Here is a 21,189-nt window from a genome sequence, read left to right on the forward strand (position 1 = left end):
TAAACATCATCACTCCCTACATAGCTCTGTGTCTGGTGTTTTGGTTTTTTCTTGTCTTCGCCCCCCCCCCCCCCCCCCGCCCCCCCCCCCCCCCCCCCCCCCCCCCCCCCCCCCGCCACGGGTCCCGCCCGCCGAGACCTCGATCGACCGGACCGGGTGCACGCCGTACGATGGTCGGCAGTGTTGGTTCGCCCCACCCACCACAGGTGTGGGGCGTCGTAAGAGGGAACCCGGTGCGAATCCGGGACTGCCCCGCAGCGGTGAGTGGGAACGACCGCCGTCATCGGCACTGGACCCGCAAGGGTCTGGGAAGCGACGGCCACTAGGAGACCGGGTGCACCGGTCACGCCCGCGAGTCCGAAGACCTGCCCGCACCGCGTGCGCGTCCGCGTACGCCGCCGACGGCCCCGTGGGAGGGCCCGGGCGAGGCCGGTCGTCGTACCGTGCCCGACCCTGCCCTCCTCGATCCGCCGGCTCGCACCGCCCGGACCTCGAGGGAAGGAATCCCAGGCGTCATGACCACACCATTCGGTACCAGTACCGTCCTCGGCTATCCCCGCATCGGCCCGCACCGGGAGCTCAAGAGCGCCCTGGAGGGCTACTGGGCCGGCCGCCTCGACGCGGCAGCCCTGGACGCCGTCGCCGACGACCTGCGCGAACAGACCTGGCGCACGCTGCGCGACGCCGGCCTGTCCGCCGTACCGTCGAACACGTTCTCCCTGTACGACCACGTTCTCGACGCCGCCGTGGCGGTCGACGCCGTACCCCAGCGGTTCCGTCGGCTCGGTCTCGACGAGCGGGACACCTACTTCGCCATGGCCCGGGGCACCGCGCAGGAGCCGCCGCTGGAGATGACGAAGTGGTTCGACACCAACTACCACTACCTGGTCCCGGAGATCGGCCCCGAGACCGTCCTCACCGCCCGCCCCGGCAAACCCCTGAAGGAGTACGCCCAGGCCGAGGCGCTCGGCATCACCACCCGTCCGGTGCTGGTCGGCCCGGCGACACTGCTCCTGCTGGCCAAGCCGACAGACGACGCCCCCGAGGGGTTCACCCCCTTCGACCGGCTCGACGACCTCGTCGACGTCTACGCCGACCTGCTCGGCGCCCTCGCCGACGCCGGTGTGCCCTGGGTGCAGCTCGACGAACCGGCCTACGTCGCCGACCGGACCGACGCCGAGATCGACGCGCTCCGGGCCGCGTACACCCGGATCGGGAACCTGACCCGCCGTCCCGCCCTCTTCGTCGCCGCCTACTTCGGGGAGCTGGGGGAGGCCCTTCCGGCCCTGCTGGACACCCCGGTCGAGGCGGTCGGCCTGGACCTGGTCGCCGGTCCCGCCGACCTCGACCGCCTCGCCGGGTACGGGCCGATCCCCGGCCGGACCGTCGTCGCCGGCCTGGTCGACGGGCGCAACGTGTGGCGCACCGACCTGCGTGCCGCAGCCGCCGTCGGGGCCACCCTCACCGGCCTCGCCGACACCGTGGCCGTCGCCACCTCCTGCTCCCTGCTGCACGTCCCGGTCGACCTCGACGCCGAGACCGACCTCGACCCGCAGGTCCGCGACCGGCTGGCCTTCGCCCGACAGAAGGTCGACGAGGTGGTCCTCCTCGGCCGGGCACTGCGCGACGGCGTCGCCGCCCTGCCCGCCGCAGCGCCACCGGCCCCGGCCGCCTGGCGGGACGACGCCGTCCGCGCCCGCCTCGACGCACTCCGCCCCGAACACACCCGCCGGGGCCCGCACCCGGACCGGGCCGCCGCCCAGCAGGCCCGCCTGGGACTGCCACTGCTGCCCACCACCACCATCGGCTCGTTCCCGCAGACCGACGCGGTCCGTCGGGCCCGCGCCGAACACCGGGCCGGCCGCCTCGACGACGCCGGGTACGCCGACCGGATGCGCGCCGAGATCGCCCGGGTCGTCGCCGAACAGGAGACCCTCGGCCTGGACGTCCTCGTCCACGGCGAACCGGAACGCAACGACATGGTGCAGTACTTCGCCGAACACCTCGACGGGTTCGTCGCCACCGCCCACGGGTGGGTGCAGTCGTACGGCTCCCGCTGTGTCCGACCGCCGATCCTGCACGGCGACGTGTCCCGCCGGGCCCCCGTGACCGTGGGCTGGTCGAGCTACGCCCAGACGCTGACCGACCGGCCGGTCAAGGGCATGCTCACCGGCCCGGTGACCATCCTCGCCTGGTCGTTCGTCCGCGCCGACCAGCCGCTGTCGGAGACCGCCCGGCAGGTCGCCCTCGCCCTGCGCGACGAGGCCCGGGACCTGGAGGCCGCCGGGATCCGGATCGTCCAGGTCGACGAGCCGGCGCTGCGGGAACTCCTGCCCCCGCGCCGCCGCGACCACGAGTCCTACCTCGACTGGGCGGTCGCGGCGTTCCGGCTCGCCACCAGCGGGGTCGCCGACGCCACCGCCATCCACACCCACCTGTGCTACTCGGAGTTCGGCGAGGTCCTCCCCGCCATCGAGGCCCTAGACGCCGACGTCACCAGCATCGAGGCGTCCCGGTCCCGGATGGAGATCCTCGACGACCTCGCCACCGTCGGCTACACCCGTGGCGTCGGTCCCGGGGTCTACGACATCCACTCGCCCCGGGTGCCCGACCACGACGAGGTGACCGCGGCGCTGCGGCGGGCGGTGGCGGTCGTGCCCGCCGACCGGCTCTGGGTCAACCCGGACTGCGGCCTCAAGACCCGCAGCTACGACCAGGTACGCCCGGCGCTGGCCGCCCTGGTCCGGGCCGCCCGGACGGTCCGTGCCGAACTCCCGGTCCGTGCCGATGTGCCGGCCGCGGGCTGATCTGCCGCCCGGTGCTGATCTGCCGGTAGGTGCCGATGTGCCGGCCGGGGTTGATCTGCCGGTGGGTGTCGATGTGCCGGTCGGTGCCGATCTGCCGGTCGTCGCACCGGCGGACACCGCAGCTGGACGGGACTGACCGACGGCACCGCCGACGGGGTACGGGACCCCGTCGGCGGTGCCCGGCCGCTCTCCCCGCCTCGAAGGGTGTGAGAAGGGTGCCCCTGTCTACCGCAGGCGTTAAGAAGGGGCCCCTCCTTTCCGGGGGTGCTGACCGGACAGCGACGGCGGGGGAGCACGCCGTATCCTTTTGCCCGTTACCGGGTACCACTGCGGGAGGATGACGTGAGTAATCGGATCGAGACGCTGGAGTTCCAGGCGGAGACCCGGCAGCTGCTTCAGCTGATGGTCCATTCGATCTATTCGAACAAGGACGTCTTCCTGCGGGAACTCATCTCCAACGCCTCCGACGCCCTGGACAAGGTGCGTCTGGAGTCGATGATCGACAAGGACCTCCAGGTCGACACCGGTGACCTGCACGTCGAGCTGGTCACCGACCCCGAGGCCCGGACGTTGACGGTCCGGGACAACGGGATCGGGATGTCCCGCGAGGACGTGGTAGCGCTGATCGGCACCATCGCCCGGTCGGGCACCGCCGAGCTGTTGCAGAAGCTGCGCGACAGCCGCGACAGCGCCGCCTCCCAGGAACTGATCGGCCAGTTCGGTGTCGGGTTCTACGCCACCTTCATGGTCGCCGAGAGGGTCACCCTGGTCACCCGGCGGGCCGGACAGACCGAGGGGACCCGCTGGGAGTCGACCGGCGGCGGCACGTACGAGATCGCCACCGTCGACGACGCCCCGCAGGGCACCTCCGTCACCGTGCACCTCAAGCCGGAGGACAGCGAGGACAACCTCTTCGACTACACGGCCGAGGCGAAGATCCGGGAGATCGTCAAGCGGTACTCCGACTTCATCTCCTGGCCGATCCGGATGACCGTGTCGAGCACCGGCGAGGACGGGGCGGTCACCAGCGAGGTGCAGACCCTCAACTCGATGAAGGCGCTCTGGGCGCGTCCCCGCGACGAGGTCGCCGAGGAGGAGTACCGCGACTTCTACCGGCACGTCAGCCACGACTGGACCGACCCGCTGGAGACGATCCACATGCGGGGGGAGGGGACCTTCGAGTACGAGGCCCTGCTGTTCATCCCCGCGCACGCCCCGTACGACCTGTTCATGCGGGAGGGTCGGCGGGGGGTCCAGCTCTACGTCAAGCGTGTGTTCATCATGGAGGACTGCGAGGCGCTGATCCCCAACTACCTGCGCTTCGTCAAGGGTGTGGTGGACGCGCACGACCTGTCGCTGAACATCTCCCGGGAGATCCTGCAGCAGGACCGGCAGATCCAGGTGGTCCGCCGCCGCCTGGTCCGCAAGATCCTCGCCACGGTGAAGGACCTGAAGGCCAACAACGAGGAGAAGTACCGCACCCTCTGGGCCGAGTTCGGTCGGGCCCTCAAGGAGGGTCTCCTGGAGGACCCGGACAACCGGGACACCCTGCTGGAGATCGTGTCGGTGGCCTCCACCGACGACCCGGCGGAGCTGACCACCCTCGCCGGGTACGTCGAGCGGATGAAGGACGGCCAGGGCGACATCTACTACGCCACCGGTGAGTCCCGGTCGATGATCGAGAACTCCCCGCACATGGAGGCGTTCCGGGCCAAGGGCTACGAGGTGCTCATCCTCACCGACCCGGTGGACGAGGTCTGGGTGGAGCAGGTCGGCCAGTTCGACGGCCGGTCGCTGCGCTCCATCGCCAAGGGCCAGGTCGACCTGGACACCGAGGAGGAGAAGAAGGAGGCCGAGGCCGAGCGGGAGCAGCGCACCCAGGAGTTCGCCGGTCTGCTGACCTTCCTCACCGAAAAGCTCGCCGAGAACGTCAAGGAGGTCCGGCTCTCCTCGCGGCTGACCACCTCACCGGCGTGCGTGGTGGGCGACGCGTACGACATGACCCCGACCCTGGAGAAGATGTACCGGGCGATGGGTCAGGAGGTCCCGCCGGTGAAGCGGATCCTGGAACTCAACCCGACCCACCCGCTGGTCGCCGGGCTGCGTACCTCCCACGAGCAGGGTGAGGACCCGGCCGCCCTCGTCGAGACCGCCGAGCTGCTGTACGGCATGGCGCTGCTGGCCGAGGGCGGGGAGCTGACCGACCCGGCCCGGTTCACCCGGCTCCTGGCCGACCGGCTGGCCCGTACCCTCTGATCTTTTCCGGTCAGACGTGTCTCGCGGGCCCGGTGTTGCCGCACCGGACCCGCGAGACGTCACGGCCCGACGCCGGGTGTCACCCCGCCCGGCGTCGTGAGACTCAGGCCGCCGCGACCGAGCCGGGGTAGCGGGGCGGCGGTGCGACCGCAGCCAACGCGGGCCGCTCCACGTGCTGCTGCTCCTGCTCGGCCGGGTACGCCAGCTGCAACGCCCGCCGCGCCCACGTGTAGGCGGCGCACGGCTGCGGGCCGTCGGCACACTGCAGGTTCCGGCACTGCCCCTGCGCGGCATCCCGGTGCTGCTCGGCGACGACGATCGCCTGTCGCCACAGCATGGTGTCGGTCACGCCCGCCGGCACGGCGTCGCGCCGGTCGGATCCGGTGGAACTGGACATGAGCGGCCCCCCTCGTACGCGATGTCCCCTTAACCCTCACCACTCAACCCCTGTTCTAACCGTTCCGACCCGTCACAGTTGGGTGACGGTCGACACGGATGCCCTGGTCAGAGGTGTGTGAAGGCGCAGAATGCCGCCTGAGCGGCGAGTTCGCAACCCCTCCCCGTGTGGCCTGGTGAACAACCTCACGCAGCGTATGCACCCGCCCCGGGCCACCCCTACCGTCGTACGGGTCCGCCCGACGCGGACACCGCCCGCCGGAGTACGCCCAATCCATGCCCCCGGCTCCGCGGAACACTCCACCACAGGGCATGGAGCGGGGGACCCAGGTTCCACGGTGCACGTCACCTCGGGGTGAAGCCGCCCACCGGCGGCCGGGCTCCTCGGCCCGAACCCGACAGCTCACCTCGTCGGCGTGGAGGAACCCCATGGCAACTCGAACCACCTCGTCCCGCGCCCTGCGCACCCCCCGACGGATCCTCGGCACCCTCGCCGTCGGTGCCGTGACCGGCCTCGCCGCCGTGTTCGGCACCGCCGCTCCCGCCCACGCCGACAGCGTCGACTGGGACGCCATCGCCCAGTGCGAGTCCGGCGGCGACTGGAGCATCAACACCGGCAACGGCTACTTCGGTGGCCTGCAGTTCGTCCAGAGCACCTGGGAGGCGTACGGCGGCCTCCAGTACGCCACCCGCGCCGACCTGGCCACCCGCGCCCAGCAGATCGCCGTCGCCGAGCAGGTCCTGCAGGGCCAGGGCATCGGGGCCTGGCCGACCTGCGGCCCCCTGGGTGGCCCGGTCTCCCCCTCGGGCGGGTCGACCTCCGCCGCCGACGCCGCCGCCCAGCGCGCCGAGCAGCCCGCGTCGCGCAGCACCGACCGGGACACGTACGTCGTCGAGGCCGGTGACACCCTCGTGAAGATCGCCGCCGCCCACGACGTCACCGGCGGGTGGCAGGGTCTGCACGAGCGCAACAAGGACGTCATCGGCGACGACCCGGGCCTGATCATCCCCGGTCAGCGGCTCACCCTCTGACGTCGAGGCGAAACCCGGCCGGGGCGCACCTCCCGGCCGGGTTCCCCGCCGCCCTTCCCCGCCGGTCGTGCCGGACCGTCCGGTTCTCCGCCCACCTGGGCGCTGGGTTCCGTCCCCGCGCGGGTATCTCCAGGGTGGACACGCGTAGTGACGTCGCCGGTGGGGTACCAGCGACAACCATGAGCACGAAAACCCTGGACGAGCGCCCCACGGACCCGGCCCGCCCCGACCCGACCGCCGACTCGACCACCACCGACCCGGCCGCCACGGACCCCGTCGGCACCGATCCGGCGGGCGGCACCGATCGGGCGGGTGGCACGACGACGCTGGGCACCGTGGCCGTCGTCGCACACCGTAAGAAGACCTTCGGCGGCGGGCTCGACGAACTCCGCGCCGCCCTGGTCGGCGCGGGGGTGAAGAACCTGCTCTGGTACGAGGTGCCGAAGAGCCGCAAGGCGCCGAAGAAGGTCCGTAAGGCCCTCGACGAGGGGGCCGAACTGGTCTTCGTCTGGGGCGGCGACGGCACCGTCCAGCGCAGTGCGGACGCCATGGCCGGATCCGGGGTCCCGATGGCCGTCCTGCCGGCCGGGACCGCCAACCTCTTCGCCACCAACCTGGGCATCCCCACCGACCTGCCCGAGGCGGTCAGGATCGGTCTGCACGGCCCGCGCCGCACCGTCGACCTGGGCAAGGTCAACGGGGAACACTTCGCGGTGATGGCCGGTGCCGGGTTCGACGCCGAGTTGATCCGTGACGCCGACCGTAACCTCAAGGGCCGCCTCGGCCGCCTCGCCTACGTCCTGACCGGGCTGCGACACGTGCGCGGCGAGTGCGTCCGGACCCGGATCAGAATCGACGGCAGCGACTGGTTCGACGGAGAGGCCAGCTGCGTGCTCTTCGGCAACGTCGGCACCATCACCGGCGGCATCCCCGCCTTCGACGACGCCCGCCCTGACGACGGTGCCCTGGAGGTCGGGGTGGCCACCGCCAGCGGCGCTGTCGACTGGGCCCGCACCCTGGGCCGGATGGCCGCCGGGCGCTCCGAGGAGTCCCCCTTCGTCCGGATCACCCGGGGACGCAGCATCAAGGTACGCCTCGACGCCCCCAGGACGTACGAACTCGACGGGGGTGCCCGGGGTGAGACGAACCGGCTCAAGGTGAAGGTCGTCCCGGCGGCGCTGACCGTCTGCTGCCCGGAAACCCAACAGGCGTAAGGCTTTCCCCGTCCAGGGGGTGTGGGATCGATGGTGTCTCCTGGCTAGGCTGGCCCCCGGTGATCATCAGGAATCACCGGGGTGACCGGCGACGGAGGAACAGGATTCACCGATGGATCTGAACGAGCGGGTGGGCACGGCACAGCGGACCCAGGTTCTCGAACTGCTGTCGCAGGCACTCGAACAGGGCTACATCGACCTGGCCGACTACGAACGCCGGATGGCGGCGGTCCACAGCGCGACGGTCGTCGGCGACCTGACGGGGCAGGTCGCCGATCTGCCCCGTCAGTTTCACTGGCACCCGCACCAGGCCTCCGCCGCCACGCCCAACCCGCAGGTCACCGTCGACCCCGAGCAGCGCACCCGGACGATGACGATCGCCTCGGTCGCGCTCGGCGGGTTCTCGGTGGTCGCCTCGCTCTGCGCGGGGATCGGCGCCCTGTTCGGGGTGGCCGCGATCCTGCTCGGGCGCCCCGGTCTCAAGAGCGCCCGTAACCACAACCTCGCCCTGACCGGCGTCATCCTCGGCGCTGTCGGCATCGTCTTCTCCATCTGCGCCATCGGCATCCTCGTCTTCGGCGAACCGATTCCCGACCAGTCCTGACCCGCCCAGCCCGACACGTCACCGCCGGAACCCCGCCCAGACGCGTCACCGTCAGAACCCCCGCCCAGACGGGTCACCGTCAGAACCCCCTTCCCGTCGAGAATCTTGGAAGGAAGTGGCCCCTGCGAGGGCCGTCTCCTACCGAGATCTGCAAGCGTGTGTGGTCTCGCCCAGCGGATACGAGGTCGACGCCTGCCTTCGGACGCTGAGGTCGACGGGCCGGACGGGTCGACGCCTGTCCAGGGACGAGGGTGTCGCTGATCCCGGCCGTCCATTCGACGTGTGTCTGCTCGACGCCGACGCCGACGTCGGACTGTCAAGGGGTGTCGCAGGAGCCGCGTCGGGTCGGTGTGAAACCGGGACCGGGGCCGATGTCGGCGAGACGGCTCACGGCCGTCGGCAGGGAGGCGGTCCGGTCGGCGGTGCGGTGGTTTCCGATCATGGTTCTGCTCCGTTCGAGGGGTCGGATGACGGGGTGGATCAGTCCGCGACGGCGGTGTGCCAGTCCCGCAGGAACGCGTCGACCAGGCCGTACGCCCGGGCGTACGGGTCGAACCGTTCCTCGATGCTGCGACGGGCCAGGTGGGACAACCCGTCGGCGGCTTCGTTGAGGGGGTGCCCGGAGTGCGCCCGGACGTGCCGGAAGCGCAGGTCCGGACGGGTGCCGACCAGGCGGGCGAGGCGTACCAGGGTGGGCGGTGCGCCGTTGCGACGAGGACGGAGGCTGTACCCGTCCGGCATGAGGTGGATCCCGTCCTCGGCGCGCTGCCACCGGTCGAGGAAACGCAGTGCGGGCACGCTGTCGACCAGGACGGTCAGGCCGGGCGGGACGGTGCCGTCGGTGAGCAGGTACTCCACCGCCCGCAGCTCGTCGACGAGCACCCGGGACGGTCCGGTCGGGTCGAGCCGGTCCCGCCGTCGGCCGCGTAGCCCGAACCGGCCGTCGCCGGTCACGTACCCGATGCCGCCGCAGTGGTGCTTCCAGCTCGCGTCGGTCGCGGCGACCGGCCCACCGCGCCGACCCGCCCAGCGGGCCACCCGGCCGCGCCCGCCGCTCGGCCCCGGCACCTGCGGGTGGGTGTGCCCGGCGGCCAGCAGCTCGGCCGTCTCGACCAGGTGCACACTGCCGGACATCTCTTCGTAGCGGGCGGCCAGCAGGGCCGCCTCGACCGGTTCGGCGATCCGGCGGCACTCCTGACAGCCGGTTCGGGACAGGTACGGCCGTAGGACGCGGACCCGGTCGGACAGTCCTACCGGGAGCAGCCCGACGGTCTCGTCGAACTCGTCGAATCGCACGGTGCCTCCTCGCACGTGGTGAAGGGGTCGCGTGGTGACGGGGGTCAGTACTCGGACACCGAGGTCACGACGGCGGTCAGCCGGTCACCCGAGCGGGCCGTGCTCGTCGACTCCTCGCTCTCCACCGAGGCGGAGGATCCGGTCACCTCGAAGGTGTTCACGATCGGGTCTTCGGCACCCTTGACCTGGTAGGTGACCTCGTAGGTGGTCGAGGGGTCGAGCTCTGCGCCGGTGTAGGTGACGTCGACCCGGAAGTTGACGTTGCAGCCGGCGCTTCCGAAGCACTGCTTACGCAGCACCTTGACCTTGAGCCGGAAGTCGTCCTTCGTCGGCGTCCCGTACGCCGCCGCTGTCGGCGTGGGCAGGGGCGGGGGACTGGTGGTGGCGGCCACGGCGCTGGTGGCCGGTGTCGTGGTGGTGCTCGGGGCGGGTGTGGAGGGTGCGACCCTGTCGGCGGCGGTGCCCTCACCGATCGGGGTGCGCGCGCCGATCAGGGTGCCGATGCCGATTCCGGCGGCGAGGGTGGCGGCCAGCGCGACGCCGCCGACCACCAGGACGCGGGGTTCGAGCCGACGACTGCCGGCTTCTGCGACGGACCGGGGCTGCGGGGCGACGTCGTCGGACGTTTCGACCATTGTCTGACTCCCTTGTGGACTGACGAGAAGTGGTGATCCGGGGCGGGCGGCGGGCGTCCGCCCCGGATCGTCTGCGGAGGGCTCCGGCGAGGGCGGGTCCGTTCAGGGGAGACGGTGACGCCGCCGGATCGGCGGGGGCGGGTCGGTTCAGGGGAGACGGTGACGCCGCCGGATCGGCGAGGGCGGGTCAGTCCAGGGAGACGGTGACGCCACCGGAGAGGAAGGAGTCGTGCAGCTTCACCTCGGTGAGCTTCACCTTCTTCGGTACGTCGAAGACGATCACGCCGGTGACCCGGTTCCCGGGGTTGATCTCGTTGAGGAAGGTCTCGGCCTTCTTGTTGGCGTACAGGGCGGCCTCGGTGTCGGTGGAGTACTCGGTGCCCTTGGCGTCGTACGCCTTCTGGCTGCTGCCGTCGAGGAGTTGGGCCTGATTGCCGATGTTCTCGACGGTGAGTTCGACGAGGCAGTACTGGCCCTGGGCGGTGGCACCGAGCGGCCCGGAGCCGACCTTGTCGACGCCGCACTTCGCGGACGTGACTGTGAACTCGAACCTGCCGTCCCGGGCGGGTTCACCGATGGCGGCGACCTTCCGGGTGTCGGTACCGCCTCCGCCGGTGTCGGTGCCGTCGGCGGTGCCGCTGACCTCGCCGGTCGCCCCGGCTCCGCAGCCGAGTGCGACGAGTCCGGCGGTGGTCAGGGCGAGCAACGTGGTTCTGCGCATCAGTCAACCTCCATGGTGTTGTGTGGCGGACTCAATGAAAGCATTAGCTGTGAACCGTGTCAACGGACATGGCGTTTGACGGGCATGGCACACTGCTCACGTGTCGATCTTCATCGCCGGCCACCTCACCCGGCAGCCCGGAACCGACCCACGGACCGTCACCTTCGCCTTCGTGGACGTCGAGACAACCGGCACCGACCCGGACAACGGGGCCCGGATCTGCGAGATCGCCGTGGTCCGGATGCGCGGCGACGGCGTCGTCCTGGACGAGTACGCGACACTTGTCGACCCCGGTGTGCGGCCACCGACCGGCGAACCCGACCCGAACCCCGAACTGGACGTCACCGTCGCGCCGACCTTCCCGGAGATCGCCGACGACCTCCTGGCCCGACTCAGTGGGGCGATCGTGGTGGGTCACAGCCTGGCCTTCGTCGACAGGTTCCTCAGCGCCGAGTTCGACCGCCTCGGCCTCGCCCTGCCCCCGGTCCCCGGGCTCTGCGCCCAGGTCACCGCCCGACTCCACCTCGACCGGGACGACGACGGGCTGACGGAGCTGGCGAACCTCCTCACCGGAGAGTGGCCCAGCGCGCTGCCCTCCGCCCTCGGCGTCGCCCGCGCCATGGCCGGTACGCTCGCCACCCTGGTCGGCACCGCCCCCGAACCACTGGCCTGGCGGGGCCTGGCGGCCACCTCGCTACCGGCGCAGCCCCGGGCGACGCCTGTCACTCCCCGGGTGGTCGGCCTGCGCAAGGGCAGCGACGGGTGGCTCGCCACCCTGACCGCCCGGCTTCCGTACACTGTGGATCCGCCCCGGCCGCGCCCGGACGGGCTGCGCGAGTATCGGGCGGGGCTCGCCCGGGCCCTCGCCGACGGCCGGATCGTCGGCGACGAGGCCATGGAACTCGCGGACCTCGCCGGTCGGGCCGGGCTCACCCAGTCCACGGCCTGGCAGGTGCACGAGGAGTTCCTCGTCGTGCACCGCGCCCACGCCGAGTCCGACGGCGTCGTCACCGCCACCGAGCTGCGGGAACTTCAACGAGCGGCGAAGGAACTCGGGGCGACGTACCTGATCCGGGACCTGGAGGAGGCGGCGGCGGCCAGCCGGGCCCGGCGCGAGGCCCCGCTGCGGGGGTGGCGGGTCCTGCCCGTCGGCGACTCGCCGGGGGTGACCGCCGCCGTCGACCTCGCCGTCGAACACGGGGCCACCGTGGCGGTGAAGCTCACCAAGACCGTCCGGCTGGTGGTCACCGACGTCGACGCCGCCGACCCCCGCCTCGCCCGGGCGGGCACCCTTGGCGTACCGGTCCTGACGGCCGCGCAGGCCACCACCCTGATCGCCGAGGAGGTCGCCACCCCCGGCACCGACCAGGCCGGGTCGCTCGGGATGGACACCGGCGACGGCGCGCACGGCCCCCGGTGGCACGAGTTCTGGCGGCCCCGGGAACTGACCCCGACGGAGTACCGCGCCCGGTTCGGCGAGACGCTCACCCTCCCCGTCGGCGCCCCGGTGGCCGCCCCCCGGCCGACCGCTGCGGTCCCCACCGCCGTCACCGTCCCGATCTCCGTCGACCCGGCGGCCGCCGGTCGATCCCCCGTCGGGGGTTCTGCCGCCGGTCGGCCCGCCGTCGGCCGGGCGTCCGCCGTCCACACCACCACCGCGCACGCCAAGAGCGGGTGCGCCGTGGTCGCGCTGCTCGCCGGTTCACTCCTGGTCGGCGCCGTCGAGCTGGTACGGAACCTGGTCTTCTGACCCGTGGCCGCCACACTTGGGCGTGAACTGCGTCAACAGGCTTGATGCTTGACGGGTGTGGCACACTGCGGAAATGCAGGGAAACCCGTCCATCACCGCAGCGGAGATCGCCCGGCTCGCCGGGGTCGGCCGGGCCGCCGTCAGCAACTGGCGCAAACGGCACGCCGACTTCCCCGCACCGGCGGGCGGCACCGCCACCAGCCCCGAATTCGACCTCCACCAGGTCGAACAGTGGCTCCGCAAGCAGGGCAAACTCCCCGAACTCTCCACTGTCGACAGACTCTGGCACCACCTCGACCACACCCCCGACACCGCCCCCGCCGTCCTCGCCGCCGCCGGAACCCGCCTCCTCGCCCGACACCGGGGCGAACCCACACCCCCCGCCGACCCGCGCCTCGGCGACCACACCCCGACCGTCGACGCCCTCGCCGACGAACTCGGCCCCCGCGTCGCCTTCGACGAACTGTGGCAGCGCTTCACCGCACCCGGCCCCGGAGGGCGCACCGCAGTCACCCCCGACCCCCTCGCCGACCTGATGGCGGCACTCGCCGACGTCACCGGCGGCACCGTCCTCGACCCCGCCGCCGGCACCGGAGCGACACTGCGCGCCGCCGCCCGCGCCGGTGCCACCGCCGCCCACGGCCAGGAACTCGACCCCGACGCCGCCCGCCTCGCCGCACTCTGGCTCGCCCTGCACGACACCACAGGCGAGGTCCACCCCGGAGACTCACTACGGGCCGACGCGTACGCCGGACACACAGTCGACGCCGTCGTCTGCCACCCGCCCTTCGGGGCCAGCAACTGGGGACACGACGAACTCGGGTACGCCCACTGGGAGTACGGCACCCCACCGCGTACCGAACCCGAACTGGCCTGGGTCCAACACGCCCTCGCCCACCTGCGCACCGGCGGGCACGCGGTCCTGCTCATGCCCCCGGCAGCGGCGAGCCGACGGGCCGGGCGACGGATCCGCGCCGAACTCCTGCGCCGGGGAGCGCTCCGCGCGGTGGTGGCACTCCCCGCCGGGGCGGCCGCCCCGCACGGCGTACCCCTGCATTTGTGGGTCCTGCGGCGACCCGCGCCCGACGCGCCGCCCCCCGCGCGGACCCTGCTGGTCGACACCGCCGACGGCGAGAACCTGACCACCCTGGCCGCCCGGGTCCTGACAACCTGGAAGGCGTTCACCGCCGACCCGGAGGCCGACGTCGAGCAGCCCGGCTTCGCCCGCGCCGTGCCGGTGATCGAACTCCTCGACGACGACACCGACCTCACCCCGGCCCGCCGCCAGGCCACCGCCGAGCCGGCCCGCACCGGCGAACACCTGGTCCGCACCCGCGACCGGCTCGCCGTCCTGGTCAAGGAGCTACCCGCACTGATCCCGCAGGACGCCCCCGCCACCGACGGCGAGACCGGCCCGACCGTCACCGTCGCCGAACTGTCCCGCACCGGCGCCCTGGAACTGGTCGGCCCGAGCCGGAGCGGTAACACCGAGGTCCCGCTCACCCCGGGCGACGTCCTCGTCCCGATGCTCGGCCGGCAGCTCACCCCCCGGGTGATCACCGCCGCCGGTGAACATCTCGGCCGCAACGAACACCTCCTGCGCCCCAACCCGGCCGCCCTGGACCCGTGGTTCCTCGCCGGCCAGCTACGCACCTCGACCAACGAGAAGCAGACCTCCAGCCTCTCCGGCACGCTGCGGTTCGACATCCGCCGCGCCCAGGTGCGCCGACTGCCGCTGGCCGACCAACGCGCCCAGGGCGAGGCGTTCAAACGCCTCGACGCCTTCGAGTCGGCGTTACGCCAGGCGGCGAGGCTGGGGGAGGAGCTGATCCAGCTCGCCGCCGACGGCCTGGCGAGTGGCACCCTGCGCCCGAACCGCGACCTCTGACGGCCACCACGATGGTCAGGTGAAGACGGCGGGGATGTTCAGGCGGGATCGGCGGGGCCACGACGTCGTGGGTGGGCCGAACCGTCTGCTGTTGCCGCGAGCCGCGGTAACCGGTCCGGTTGATCGTGCTGTCTAGGCTGGGGCTCCGGCGGGAGATCGGACGCGGGTAATGAACCTGAGAGAGCGGGTGGGCACGGCGCAGCGGACCCAGGTCCTGGACCTGCTGTCGCAGGCCCTGGAGCAGGGCTACCTCGATCTCGGCGAGTACGAGAGCAGGATGTCCGCCGTACACGGGGCGCGGTTCGTCGGTGACCTGACCAGCCAGGTGGCCGACCTGCCCCGCCAGCTCCGCTGGTATCCGTACCCCGTTCCGGTGGCCCCGATCGCACCACGGCCCGCCACCGGTCTCGACCAGCGGGCCTACCCCTGGGCCGTCGTCTCGGTGGTCCTGGGTGGTCTATCCCTGTTCTGTGCCCTCTGCTGGGGCATCGGCGGGGTGCTCGGGGTGGCGGCGATCCTGCTCGGGCGGCCCGGCCTCAAGAGCCCGTCCAGTTACCCGCTGGCGGTCATCGGCATCCTGCTGGGTGCCGCCGGTCTCACCCTGTCTCTGCTGACCATCCTGCTCTTCGTGATGCTCTGACCCCGGTCCACGCTGTCCCGGGTCGCCGCGACCCCGGCGGCACGCGAAGGTTCGTGGTGTTCGCTCAGCGAAGGCCTCCGGCGAGAACTTCGGATCGGCAGGGTGCGCAGGCTCCGGCGGGTTGTCCGACGTGACCGGGCTGCTGACACCGATCGGCACCTGGCGGAGGCGGCAGCGCGGCACCTCGACGTTGCGGGTCCGGGTGGCGGTGGCGGTTGCTGTTCTTCGGGGTCCGACCCCACCAGCGTCGCGCGCCCGCGCGCTTCTGCTTCAAAACCCCTTCGCCTTCGGGTGACACGCCCCCGGTGTCGGTGGCACCCCCAGGGGGCGGGTTCTGGCGGGTCTGGTCGTCGAATGGCACCCCCGCGCTCTGGTTGGCACCCCCGCCGAAGACGAGCCGGTACACCCGGGTGGCGATCCCGGCGGCCCTGGTGACGACCAGGCGGCCGAGTTGGATCAGCTTGGGGATGCACCGTTGCACGGTCCGCTCGGAGCAGCCGGCGTACTCGGCGATCGTGGCCACGCTGGGCCAGGCGTCGCCGGCCCGGTTGGTGTGGGCGGCGATGGCCAGCAGTACGCGGCCCTCGTTCTTCGGCAGGGTGCGGGATTCGAGGAGCGCGGCCTTGACGGTGAGGCTCATCGGGCACCCCCGGTGGGGGCGGGGCGGCGCGGGGCACCGGTGCGGAGCGGGGCGCGGAGGCCGGAGGCTGGGACGCTGTCGGCGGCGACGAGCCGTCGAGGGGTGATGTGCGCGCAAAGGCGCACGTGCGCAATGATGTGCACGGGTCAGGGTCTCTTCCTGATCAAGGGCCCGGAGCACAGGTGCTACCAACACCTGCCGGGCCCGCTTTTCTGTTGTGCGGACGATCGTAGCGTCTACATCCGACTGACGGCGCAGCGGCGCATGCAAGACATGGGACGTGTTCGGCCCGGACCGCCGGTGCGGGTCAGCATCAGGCCCACGGGCCGTGTGCGACCACTTGTCGAGCCGGCGGCTTCTGCCGGTGCCAGCAGCTGCGGCACCGGTCGGGGCGAACCGGCCAGGCCCTCGGCGGAGGCGTGCTCCACCTCATTCGTAGTGGTAGCGGCACTGCGCGATCTGCACCGTGTCGTCCATGATCCGGTAGACGAGGCGGTGTTCCTGGTCGATGCGCCTCGACCAGAATCCCGCCCAGTTTCCGCGGAGCTGCTCCGGTTTGCCGATGCCCTGGTGGCCGTTGCGTCGGATGTCCTCGATCAGGGCGTTCACCCGTTTGAGCATCTGGCGATCTTCCTGCCAGGTCACATAGTCTTCCCGGACTCGGCCGGCGAACTGGACCTTCACGCTGCCGACGCCTCGCCCGAACTGGCGTCGGGGTCGATCAGGTCGTGCATCTCCCCACCCCCGTTACGCAGCTCTTCGACGGCTTCATTCAGACGGCGCGCGTTGGCGGGGCTGGCCATCAGGTAGGCCGTCTCCTTCAACGACTCGTACTCGCGCAACGAGATGATGACTGCCGCCTCTCGGCCGGACCGGGTGACCACCACTTCCTCGGCGTCGTCCACGACATGGTCGAGCATCTTGGCCAGGTGCTGCCGGACTTCTGAGTAGGTAACGGTGCGCATGCTGCTGCCTCCCAAACGTTACGTACAATAACTTGTACAAGCTTGCCGGGCTTCCTTGTCAGATGGTCCGGTGCGGCACGCACGTCCGGGCCGAACTCTGCGCCCAGGAGCGACCGCGGTACTAGGTCGGCCGATGGTGACGAGTGGGGTTGCTCAGCTCTGCGGCTCGATGCTGGCGAGGAGGTCGGTGACGCGGGTCTTGATGTCGTCGCGGACCTGGCGGACGATGTCGAGGGGTTGGCCGGCGGGGTCGGTGAGCTTCCAGTCTTCGTAGCGTTTGCCGGGGAAGACGGGGCAGGCGTCGCCGCAGCCCATGGTGATGATGACGTCGCTGGCTTCGGCGGTGTCCCAGGTGAGTCGGGTCGGGGTCTCGCCGGTGATGTCGATGCCGACCTCGCGCATGGCGTCGACGGCGGTGGGGTTGATCTGGTCGGTGGGTGCGCTGCCGGCGGAGCGGACGTCGATGGTGTCGCCGGCGAGGTGGCGCAGCCAGCCGGCGGCCATCTGGGAGCGGCCGGCGTTGTGCACGCAGACGAACAGAACACTGGGCTTGTGGGTCATCAGGATGCGCTCTCTCGGGTGGGGTGAGGCATGACCACGGCGTCGGCGGCGTGCCCGGCGTGGGGGTACCAGGCGGCGAGGGCGGCGATGGCGACCAGGCCGCCGAGGAGTTGGGCGACGACGAAGCCGGGTACGGAGGTGGGGGCGATGCCGGCGAAGGTGTCGGTGAAGGCGCGGCCGATGGTGACGGCGGGGTTGGCGAACGAGGTTGACGAGGTGAACCAGTACGCCGCGCCGATGTAGGCACCCACGGCAGCCGGGGCCGCGTTGGTGCGGCCGGAGCGAGCCAGGGCGAAGACCAGCACGACCAGTCCGGCGGTGGCGACTACCTCAGCCAGCCACAGGCTCGCGCCGGTCCGGTCGGTACGGGACCAGGAGACCGCCGGAAGCCCGAACATGAGGGCAGCCAGCACCGCCCCGGCAACGGCCCCGGTGACCTGTGCACAGACGTAGGCTGCGAGGTCCCGGGGAGTCAGACCGGTCCCGAACCGGCGGCCGAGCCACCAGTCAACGGCGGAGACGACCGGGTTGAAGTGCGCGCCTGACACCGGACCGAACACCAGGATCAGCGCGCCCAGAGCGAGAGCGGTAGCGACCGCGTTCTCCAGAAGCTGAAGTCCGACATCGGTCGGGGAGAGCCGGGCGGCGGCGATCCCGGAGCCGACGACGGCGGTGACCAACAGGGCCGTGCCGGCGAACTCCGCAGACGCCCGCCGGGTCAGGGCGAGGCGCACGCAGTGGCCTGAGCGGCGGCGGGGATGTCCAGCAACGCGCCGAGCTGCCGGAAGGCTTCCGGGCGTACCCGGTACCAGACCCAGGTGCCCCGCCGCTCGGAGCCGACCAGGCCCGCCTCCCGCAGCACCTTCAGGTGATGGGAGATGGTCGGCCCGGACAGGCCGAACGCCGGGGTCAGGTCACAGACGCAGATCTCCGGCACCGAGGCGATCATCGACATCAACCGCAGCCGGACCGGATCACCCAGGGCCTTGAACATCGGGGCGACCGCCGCCGCCTGGTCGTCGTCCATCGGACGCACCGCGATCGGGGCGCAGCAGGCCACGGCCTCCAAGTCGACCACCGGCAGGTCTTGTTTCGACATGCGTCTAGGTTGACAGATATCAAAACAGGCGGCAACCTTGGCCTTGCTTCGAAAACCATCTAGACAAGGGTTGAGGCAGTGACCGGAGCCCTCGTCAGGAGGAGAGCCATGTCTCGCGTTCAACTTGCCCTGCGCGTGTCCGACCTCGAAGGCTCCGTGGCCTTCTACTCGAAGCTGTTCGGCGTCGAACCAGCCAAGCGCCGCCCCGGCTACGCCAACTTCGCCGTCGAGAACCCGCCGCTGAAGCTCGTGCTCCTGGAGGGCGAGCCCGACCAGCCGACCGTCATGGACCACCTGGGCGTCGAGGTCTCCACCACCGACGAGGTCGACGCCGCCACCCAACGCCTCACCGAAACCGGCCTGATCACCCTGGCGGAGAACAGCACCGAGTGCTGCTACGCCCTCCAGGACAAGGTGTGGGTACACGGCCCCGGCAACGAGCCCTGGGAGGTCTACACCGTCAAGGCCGACTCCGACCAGCTCGGGAAGAAGGTCACCGCCAGCGCCTGCGGCACCCCCGCCACCGCCGCCAAGGAACCGGCCACCACCGGAGCCACCGGCACCTGCTGCTGACGGCACCGCACCGCAGCAGCCGCCATCCCACCCGCAACGCCTGACCTTACGTGGAGTGCGAGTCGGGCGGCGGGCGGGATGGCGGCAAACCAGGACGGCCAGCAGGCCCCATGCAAGTGATCGGGGCGGATCGGCACAACTGAGCCCGCAAACCGTCGTAGCACGTCGAGAGTCGATGAATGGTGCCGCCCTAGTCAGGTGCCCCCTTCTCCCGCAGGTACGGGTGGTTCAGCGCGCGGCGCAGCCCGGCCATGGTCGGCGCGGTGTCGAGCCGGTAGACGGTGGTCAGGTAGGTGTCCGGCCGGCGTGGCTGGTGGTCGAAGAGCGCCGGCTGGTCGGGAGGCGGCGCGGCGGCTTCGGCGGCTGGTGGCCGGGCGCGCGGTGGATCGTTTCCGGGACGGCCTGGTCACACCGTCCATGGTGGTCCCCCCGGGCAGAGATCGGGCGGGGATCCCCGGCGGTGCGATGGATCTGACCGGTGCCGTCGAACCCGGAGCCGGGGTGCCACCAGCGGCCCAGCAGGTTGCCGACGCCCTGGGAGGTTCCCGTGACGGCACCGACCGATGCCGTCGGTGTCGACCGGTATGGTCCGGTGGGGCAGACCCCGATGATCCAGGGTGACGGGCAGTGGAAGACCTACTATCCGAACGGCGGACGCTGATGGATGGTGGTCAGGTGCAGACGGCGGGGATGTTCCTGGAGTTCGGGCCCGTTCGCTCGGCCGAGCCGCAGCGGAGCATCCTCGACAGCGTCGCTGACGAGGAGTTGCCCGACGTGGCCCGGGTGGTCGGCTACCTTGACGCCGGTCATGTGCTCATCGACGTCATGGACGTCGCCGCCGACCCGTTCGAGCCCACCGAGCGGGTGCTGAACGGCTCGACGGTGCTGACCGACGGCGACTGGCTGTGGCGCAAGGATCTCGCCTACTACGTCCGCCGGCACCGGGTCACGGTGCCGGCGGAGTTCCTGGCCCTGATCCGCGAGCGCGGGTACACCGTCCCCGCGCGTGGCGTGCCCGAGCTGACAGCCTGCTCGCAGCGGGCCCGCGAGTTGATGTTCTGGAACAGTTGACTGCCCACCGGTCGGGCGGGACAGGCGGGCGGACGCCGACGGGCTGCTTGTCGCGCACAGCACCCTTCAGCGCGCGGAGGGTCAGCGATGTGACTCCTCGGACGGCGGTGGGGCGCTGTCGATCAGCGTGGGCCACGACGTCGGGGCTGGGCCGAACGCGCGACGACTGGCCTGCACGGCCAGCGAGGCGAGGACGGCGTTGGCACCACCACCGATCAGAGCGCCGATGCCGAACGGTGCCACCCGGCCGATCACGATGATGCCCTGCTTGGTCCCGTACTTCGTGATGAAGTGTCGTCCCAGAAGCTTGTTGATCTGGCGCAACGTCTCGGCGGGCACCTTGGCGGCGACCTGACGTCCCCAGTGTTGCCCCGTACGCTCGGCGACCTTGCCGATGGTGGCGGAGCCGGACCCACCGAGCATGATCCCCATGACGATCGTCCGGCGGCGTTCGAGCTCGTCGATGGGGATTCCGTGGACCTCGGCGATCGAGAGTGCGAAAAGGGCGCTCAGCTCAAGAGAGGACAGAGCTTCGCCGGCCGACAGTGCCAGCGCGACTCCTGTGCCGACGCCGGGGGCTGCCGCAGCTCCACCCACTGCGGCACCCGTTCCGGTCAGGGCGCTGACGTACATCCGTTCCAGGTTGCGGATCACCTGTGCGGGCGTCGCCTCGGGGTTCCGCTGGCGGGCCCGGGTGATGTTCTTGCGCACCAGTGGGCTCTGCAGGTCGATGGCCTTGTTCAGGAGGTCGAGAACCCGCTGCCCGGGTCCGGTTGTTGCCGGAACCGGCCCGTCGAAAGCATCTGCTGCCATGCCTTGAACTCCTCGGGTTCATGTCCCAACTGAGTCTCACTCGACTGGCGAGTGGAACTTGTGCCAGATCGGCGAACGGTGGACACCGTACTTGCATTGACGATGCCGTTTGTCTCTTAAGGAGTGCTTTTGGGGCGGGCCAGTCGGCTACCTGACAATCATTCGTGATGCGGCGACACGCTGCTGCCGCTGATGGCGAGTGGAGGACCTGCTGCCCGGGCGGCGGGG

21 protein-coding genes and 2 riboswitches are annotated in these 21,189 nt (G+C 71.2%); of the genes, 10 read left to right on the top strand and 11 right to left on the bottom strand.

The features are described from left to right. Positions 1-167: 167 nt before the first annotated feature. Positions 168-387, top strand: a riboswitch (cobalamin riboswitch). A gap of 128 nt (positions 388-515) precedes the next feature. Beyond that, complete coding sequence (gene metE / locus ABT336_RS04275) at positions 516-2,807, top strand: 5-methyltetrahydropteroyltriglutamate--homocysteine S-methyltransferase (RefSeq protein WP_350895050.1); 2,292 nt, start codon at positions 516-518, stop codon at positions 2,805-2,807. 342 nt (positions 2,808-3,149) lie between these two features. Further along, the gene (gene htpG / locus ABT336_RS04280; RefSeq protein ID WP_350895051.1) at positions 3,150-5,063 is read left to right on the top strand and encodes a molecular chaperone HtpG; all 1,914 of its coding nucleotides are present in this window, start codon (positions 3,150-3,152) and stop codon (positions 5,061-5,063) included. A 103-nt stretch (positions 5,064-5,166) separates the two neighbouring features. On the opposite strand, the gene ABT336_RS04285 is transcribed toward htpG, so the two are convergent. After that, positions 5,167-5,460, bottom strand: a complete 294-nt coding sequence (locus ABT336_RS04285; RefSeq protein ID WP_350895052.1) for a hypothetical protein — start codon at positions 5,458-5,460, stop codon at positions 5,167-5,169. Positions 5,461-5,758: 298 nt separating this feature from the next. Further along, a riboswitch (cyclic di-AMP (ydaO/yuaA leader) is annotated at positions 5,759-5,871 on the top strand. 17 nt (positions 5,872-5,888) lie between these two features. Here ABT336_RS04285 and ABT336_RS04290 point away from each other — a divergent pair. The 3 genes from ABT336_RS04290 (at position 5,889) to ABT336_RS04300 (ending at position 8,309) form a co-directional block, all read left to right on the top strand. Further along, entirely contained in the window at positions 5,889-6,491 is a 603-nt protein-coding gene (locus tag ABT336_RS04290; protein WP_350895053.1) for a transglycosylase family protein, read from the top strand. Between the two features lie 179 nt (positions 6,492-6,670). Continuing rightward, a complete protein-coding gene (locus ABT336_RS04295) occupies positions 6,671-7,705 on the top strand; it encodes a diacylglycerol/lipid kinase family protein (RefSeq protein ID WP_350895054.1) in 1,035 nt (344 codons plus the stop codon). Between the two features lie 112 nt (positions 7,706-7,817). Beyond that, positions 7,818-8,309 (top strand): DUF1707 SHOCT-like domain-containing protein, encoded by a 492-nt coding sequence (locus tag ABT336_RS04300; RefSeq protein WP_350895055.1) that lies wholly within the window; start codon positions 7,818-7,820, stop codon positions 8,307-8,309. 480 nt (positions 8,310-8,789) lie between these two features. Here ABT336_RS04300 and ABT336_RS04305 read toward each other — a convergent pair whose 3' ends face one another. From ABT336_RS04305 to ABT336_RS04315, 3 genes are all read right to left on the bottom strand, one after another. Next, positions 8,790-9,605, bottom strand: coding sequence for a hypothetical protein (locus ABT336_RS04305; protein ID WP_350895056.1), 816 nt, complete (start codon positions 9,603-9,605; stop codon positions 8,790-8,792). 44 nt (positions 9,606-9,649) lie between these two features. Continuing rightward, on the bottom strand, positions 9,650-10,240 hold the full coding sequence (locus tag ABT336_RS04310) for a hypothetical protein (RefSeq protein ID WP_350895057.1): 591 nt from the start codon (positions 10,238-10,240) through the stop codon (positions 9,650-9,652). 187 nt (positions 10,241-10,427) lie between these two features. Continuing rightward, positions 10,428-10,961 (bottom strand): DUF4352 domain-containing protein, encoded by a 534-nt coding sequence (locus tag ABT336_RS04315; RefSeq protein ID WP_350895058.1) that lies wholly within the window; start codon positions 10,959-10,961, stop codon positions 10,428-10,430. A gap of 100 nt (positions 10,962-11,061) precedes the next feature. Here ABT336_RS04315 and ABT336_RS04320 point away from each other — a divergent pair, with 100 nt between their 5' ends. From ABT336_RS04320 to ABT336_RS04330, 3 genes are all read left to right on the top strand, one after another. Then, positions 11,062-12,711, top strand: coding sequence for an exonuclease domain-containing protein (locus ABT336_RS04320; protein ID WP_350895059.1), 1,650 nt, complete (start codon positions 11,062-11,064; stop codon positions 12,709-12,711). Between the two features lie 73 nt (positions 12,712-12,784). Further along, positions 12,785-14,599 carry an N-6 DNA methylase gene (locus ABT336_RS04325; protein WP_350895060.1) on the top strand — a complete coding sequence of 605 codons (1,815 nt, stop codon included), beginning with the start codon at positions 12,785-12,787 and terminating at the stop codon, positions 14,597-14,599. A gap of 169 nt (positions 14,600-14,768) precedes the next feature. Continuing rightward, on the top strand, positions 14,769-15,239 hold the full coding sequence (locus tag ABT336_RS04330) for a DUF1707 domain-containing protein (RefSeq protein ID WP_350895061.1): 471 nt from the start codon (positions 14,769-14,771) through the stop codon (positions 15,237-15,239). Between the two features lie 64 nt (positions 15,240-15,303). On the opposite strand, the gene ABT336_RS04335 is transcribed toward ABT336_RS04330, so the two are convergent. From ABT336_RS04335 to ABT336_RS04360, 6 genes are all read right to left on the bottom strand, one after another. Further along, a complete protein-coding gene (locus tag ABT336_RS04335; RefSeq protein WP_350895062.1) occupies positions 15,304-15,879 on the bottom strand; it encodes a helix-turn-helix domain-containing protein in 576 nt (191 codons plus the stop codon). A 429-nt stretch (positions 15,880-16,308) separates the two neighbouring features. Then, complete coding sequence (locus ABT336_RS04340; RefSeq protein ID WP_350895064.1) at positions 16,309-16,563, bottom strand: Txe/YoeB family addiction module toxin; 255 nt, start codon at positions 16,561-16,563, stop codon at positions 16,309-16,311. Further along, entirely contained in the window at positions 16,560-16,844 is a 285-nt protein-coding gene (locus ABT336_RS04345; protein ID WP_350895065.1) for a type II toxin-antitoxin system Phd/YefM family antitoxin, read from the bottom strand. Before ABT336_RS04345 ends, ABT336_RS04340 begins: the two co-directional genes overlap by 4 nt. 153 nt (positions 16,845-16,997) lie before the next feature. Further along, entirely contained in the window at positions 16,998-17,405 is a 408-nt protein-coding gene (locus ABT336_RS04350; RefSeq protein ID WP_350895066.1) for an arsenate reductase ArsC, read from the bottom strand. After that, a complete protein-coding gene (locus tag ABT336_RS04355) occupies positions 17,405-18,139 on the bottom strand; it encodes an aquaporin (RefSeq protein ID WP_350895067.1) in 735 nt (244 codons plus the stop codon). Before ABT336_RS04355 ends, ABT336_RS04350 begins: the two co-directional genes overlap by 1 nt. Continuing rightward, positions 18,124-18,504, bottom strand: a complete 381-nt coding sequence (locus tag ABT336_RS04360; protein ID WP_350895068.1) for an ArsR/SmtB family transcription factor — start codon at positions 18,502-18,504, stop codon at positions 18,124-18,126. Before ABT336_RS04360 ends, ABT336_RS04355 begins: the two co-directional genes overlap by 16 nt. Positions 18,505-18,612: 108 nt before the next feature. On the opposite strand from ABT336_RS04360, the gene ABT336_RS04365 reads away from it, so the two are divergent. Both ABT336_RS04365 and ABT336_RS04370 read left to right on the top strand, forming a co-directional pair. Further along, positions 18,613-19,077 (top strand): ArsI/CadI family heavy metal resistance metalloenzyme, encoded by a 465-nt coding sequence (locus tag ABT336_RS04365; protein WP_350895069.1) that lies wholly within the window; start codon positions 18,613-18,615, stop codon positions 19,075-19,077. 627 nt (positions 19,078-19,704) lie between these two features. Then, on the top strand, positions 19,705-20,148 hold the full coding sequence (locus ABT336_RS04370; RefSeq protein WP_350895070.1) for a hypothetical protein: 444 nt from the start codon (positions 19,705-19,707) through the stop codon (positions 20,146-20,148). A gap of 81 nt (positions 20,149-20,229) precedes the next feature. Here the strand turns inward: ABT336_RS04370 and ABT336_RS04375 are convergent, their stop codons facing one another. Further along, positions 20,230-20,961, bottom strand: a complete 732-nt coding sequence (locus ABT336_RS04375; protein WP_350895071.1) for a hypothetical protein — start codon at positions 20,959-20,961, stop codon at positions 20,230-20,232. Positions 20,962-21,189 lie beyond the last annotated feature (228 nt).

Source organism: Micromonospora sp. NPDC000207 (assembly GCF_040300925.1).
In the GTDB taxonomy this organism is placed as follows: Bacteria; Actinomycetota; Actinomycetes; order Mycobacteriales; family Micromonosporaceae; genus Micromonospora.

Bases quoted from the DNA above. Each gene is read 5' to 3' on its own strand.
- metE (WP_350895050.1), top strand. From the start codon at position 516: ATGACCACACCATTCGGTACCAGTACCGTCCTCGGCTATCCCCGCATC.
- ABT336_RS04285 (WP_350895052.1), bottom strand. From the start codon at position 5,460: ATGTCCAGTTCCACCGGATCCGACCGGCGCGACGCCGTGCCGGCGGGC.
- ABT336_RS04290 (WP_350895053.1), top strand. From the start codon at position 5,889: ATGGCAACTCGAACCACCTCGTCCCGCGCCCTGCGCACCCCCCGACGG.
- ABT336_RS04295 (WP_350895054.1), top strand. From the start codon at position 6,671: ATGAGCACGAAAACCCTGGACGAGCGCCCCACGGACCCGGCCCGCCCC.
- ABT336_RS04300 (WP_350895055.1), top strand. From the start codon at position 7,818: ATGGATCTGAACGAGCGGGTGGGCACGGCACAGCGGACCCAGGTTCTC.
- ABT336_RS04310 (WP_350895057.1), bottom strand. From the start codon at position 10,240: ATGGTCGAAACGTCCGACGACGTCGCCCCGCAGCCCCGGTCCGTCGCA.
- ABT336_RS04315 (WP_350895058.1), bottom strand. From the start codon at position 10,961: ATGCGCAGAACCACGTTGCTCGCCCTGACCACCGCCGGACTCGTCGCA.
- ABT336_RS04325 (WP_350895060.1), top strand. From the start codon at position 12,785: ATGCAGGGAAACCCGTCCATCACCGCAGCGGAGATCGCCCGGCTCGCC.
- ABT336_RS04330 (WP_350895061.1), top strand. From the start codon at position 14,769: ATGAACCTGAGAGAGCGGGTGGGCACGGCGCAGCGGACCCAGGTCCTG.
- ABT336_RS04335 (WP_350895062.1), bottom strand. From the start codon at position 15,879: ATGAGCCTCACCGTCAAGGCCGCGCTCCTCGAATCCCGCACCCTGCCG.
- ABT336_RS04345 (WP_350895065.1), bottom strand. From the start codon at position 16,844: ATGCGCACCGTTACCTACTCAGAAGTCCGGCAGCACCTGGCCAAGATG.
- ABT336_RS04350 (WP_350895066.1), bottom strand. From the start codon at position 17,405: ATGACCCACAAGCCCAGTGTTCTGTTCGTCTGCGTGCACAACGCCGGC.
- ABT336_RS04360 (WP_350895068.1), bottom strand. From the start codon at position 18,504: ATGTCGAAACAAGACCTGCCGGTGGTCGACTTGGAGGCCGTGGCCTGC.
- ABT336_RS04365 (WP_350895069.1), top strand. From the start codon at position 18,613: ATGTCTCGCGTTCAACTTGCCCTGCGCGTGTCCGACCTCGAAGGCTCC.
- ABT336_RS04375 (WP_350895071.1), bottom strand. From the start codon at position 20,961: ATGGCAGCAGATGCTTTCGACGGGCCGGTTCCGGCAACAACCGGACCC.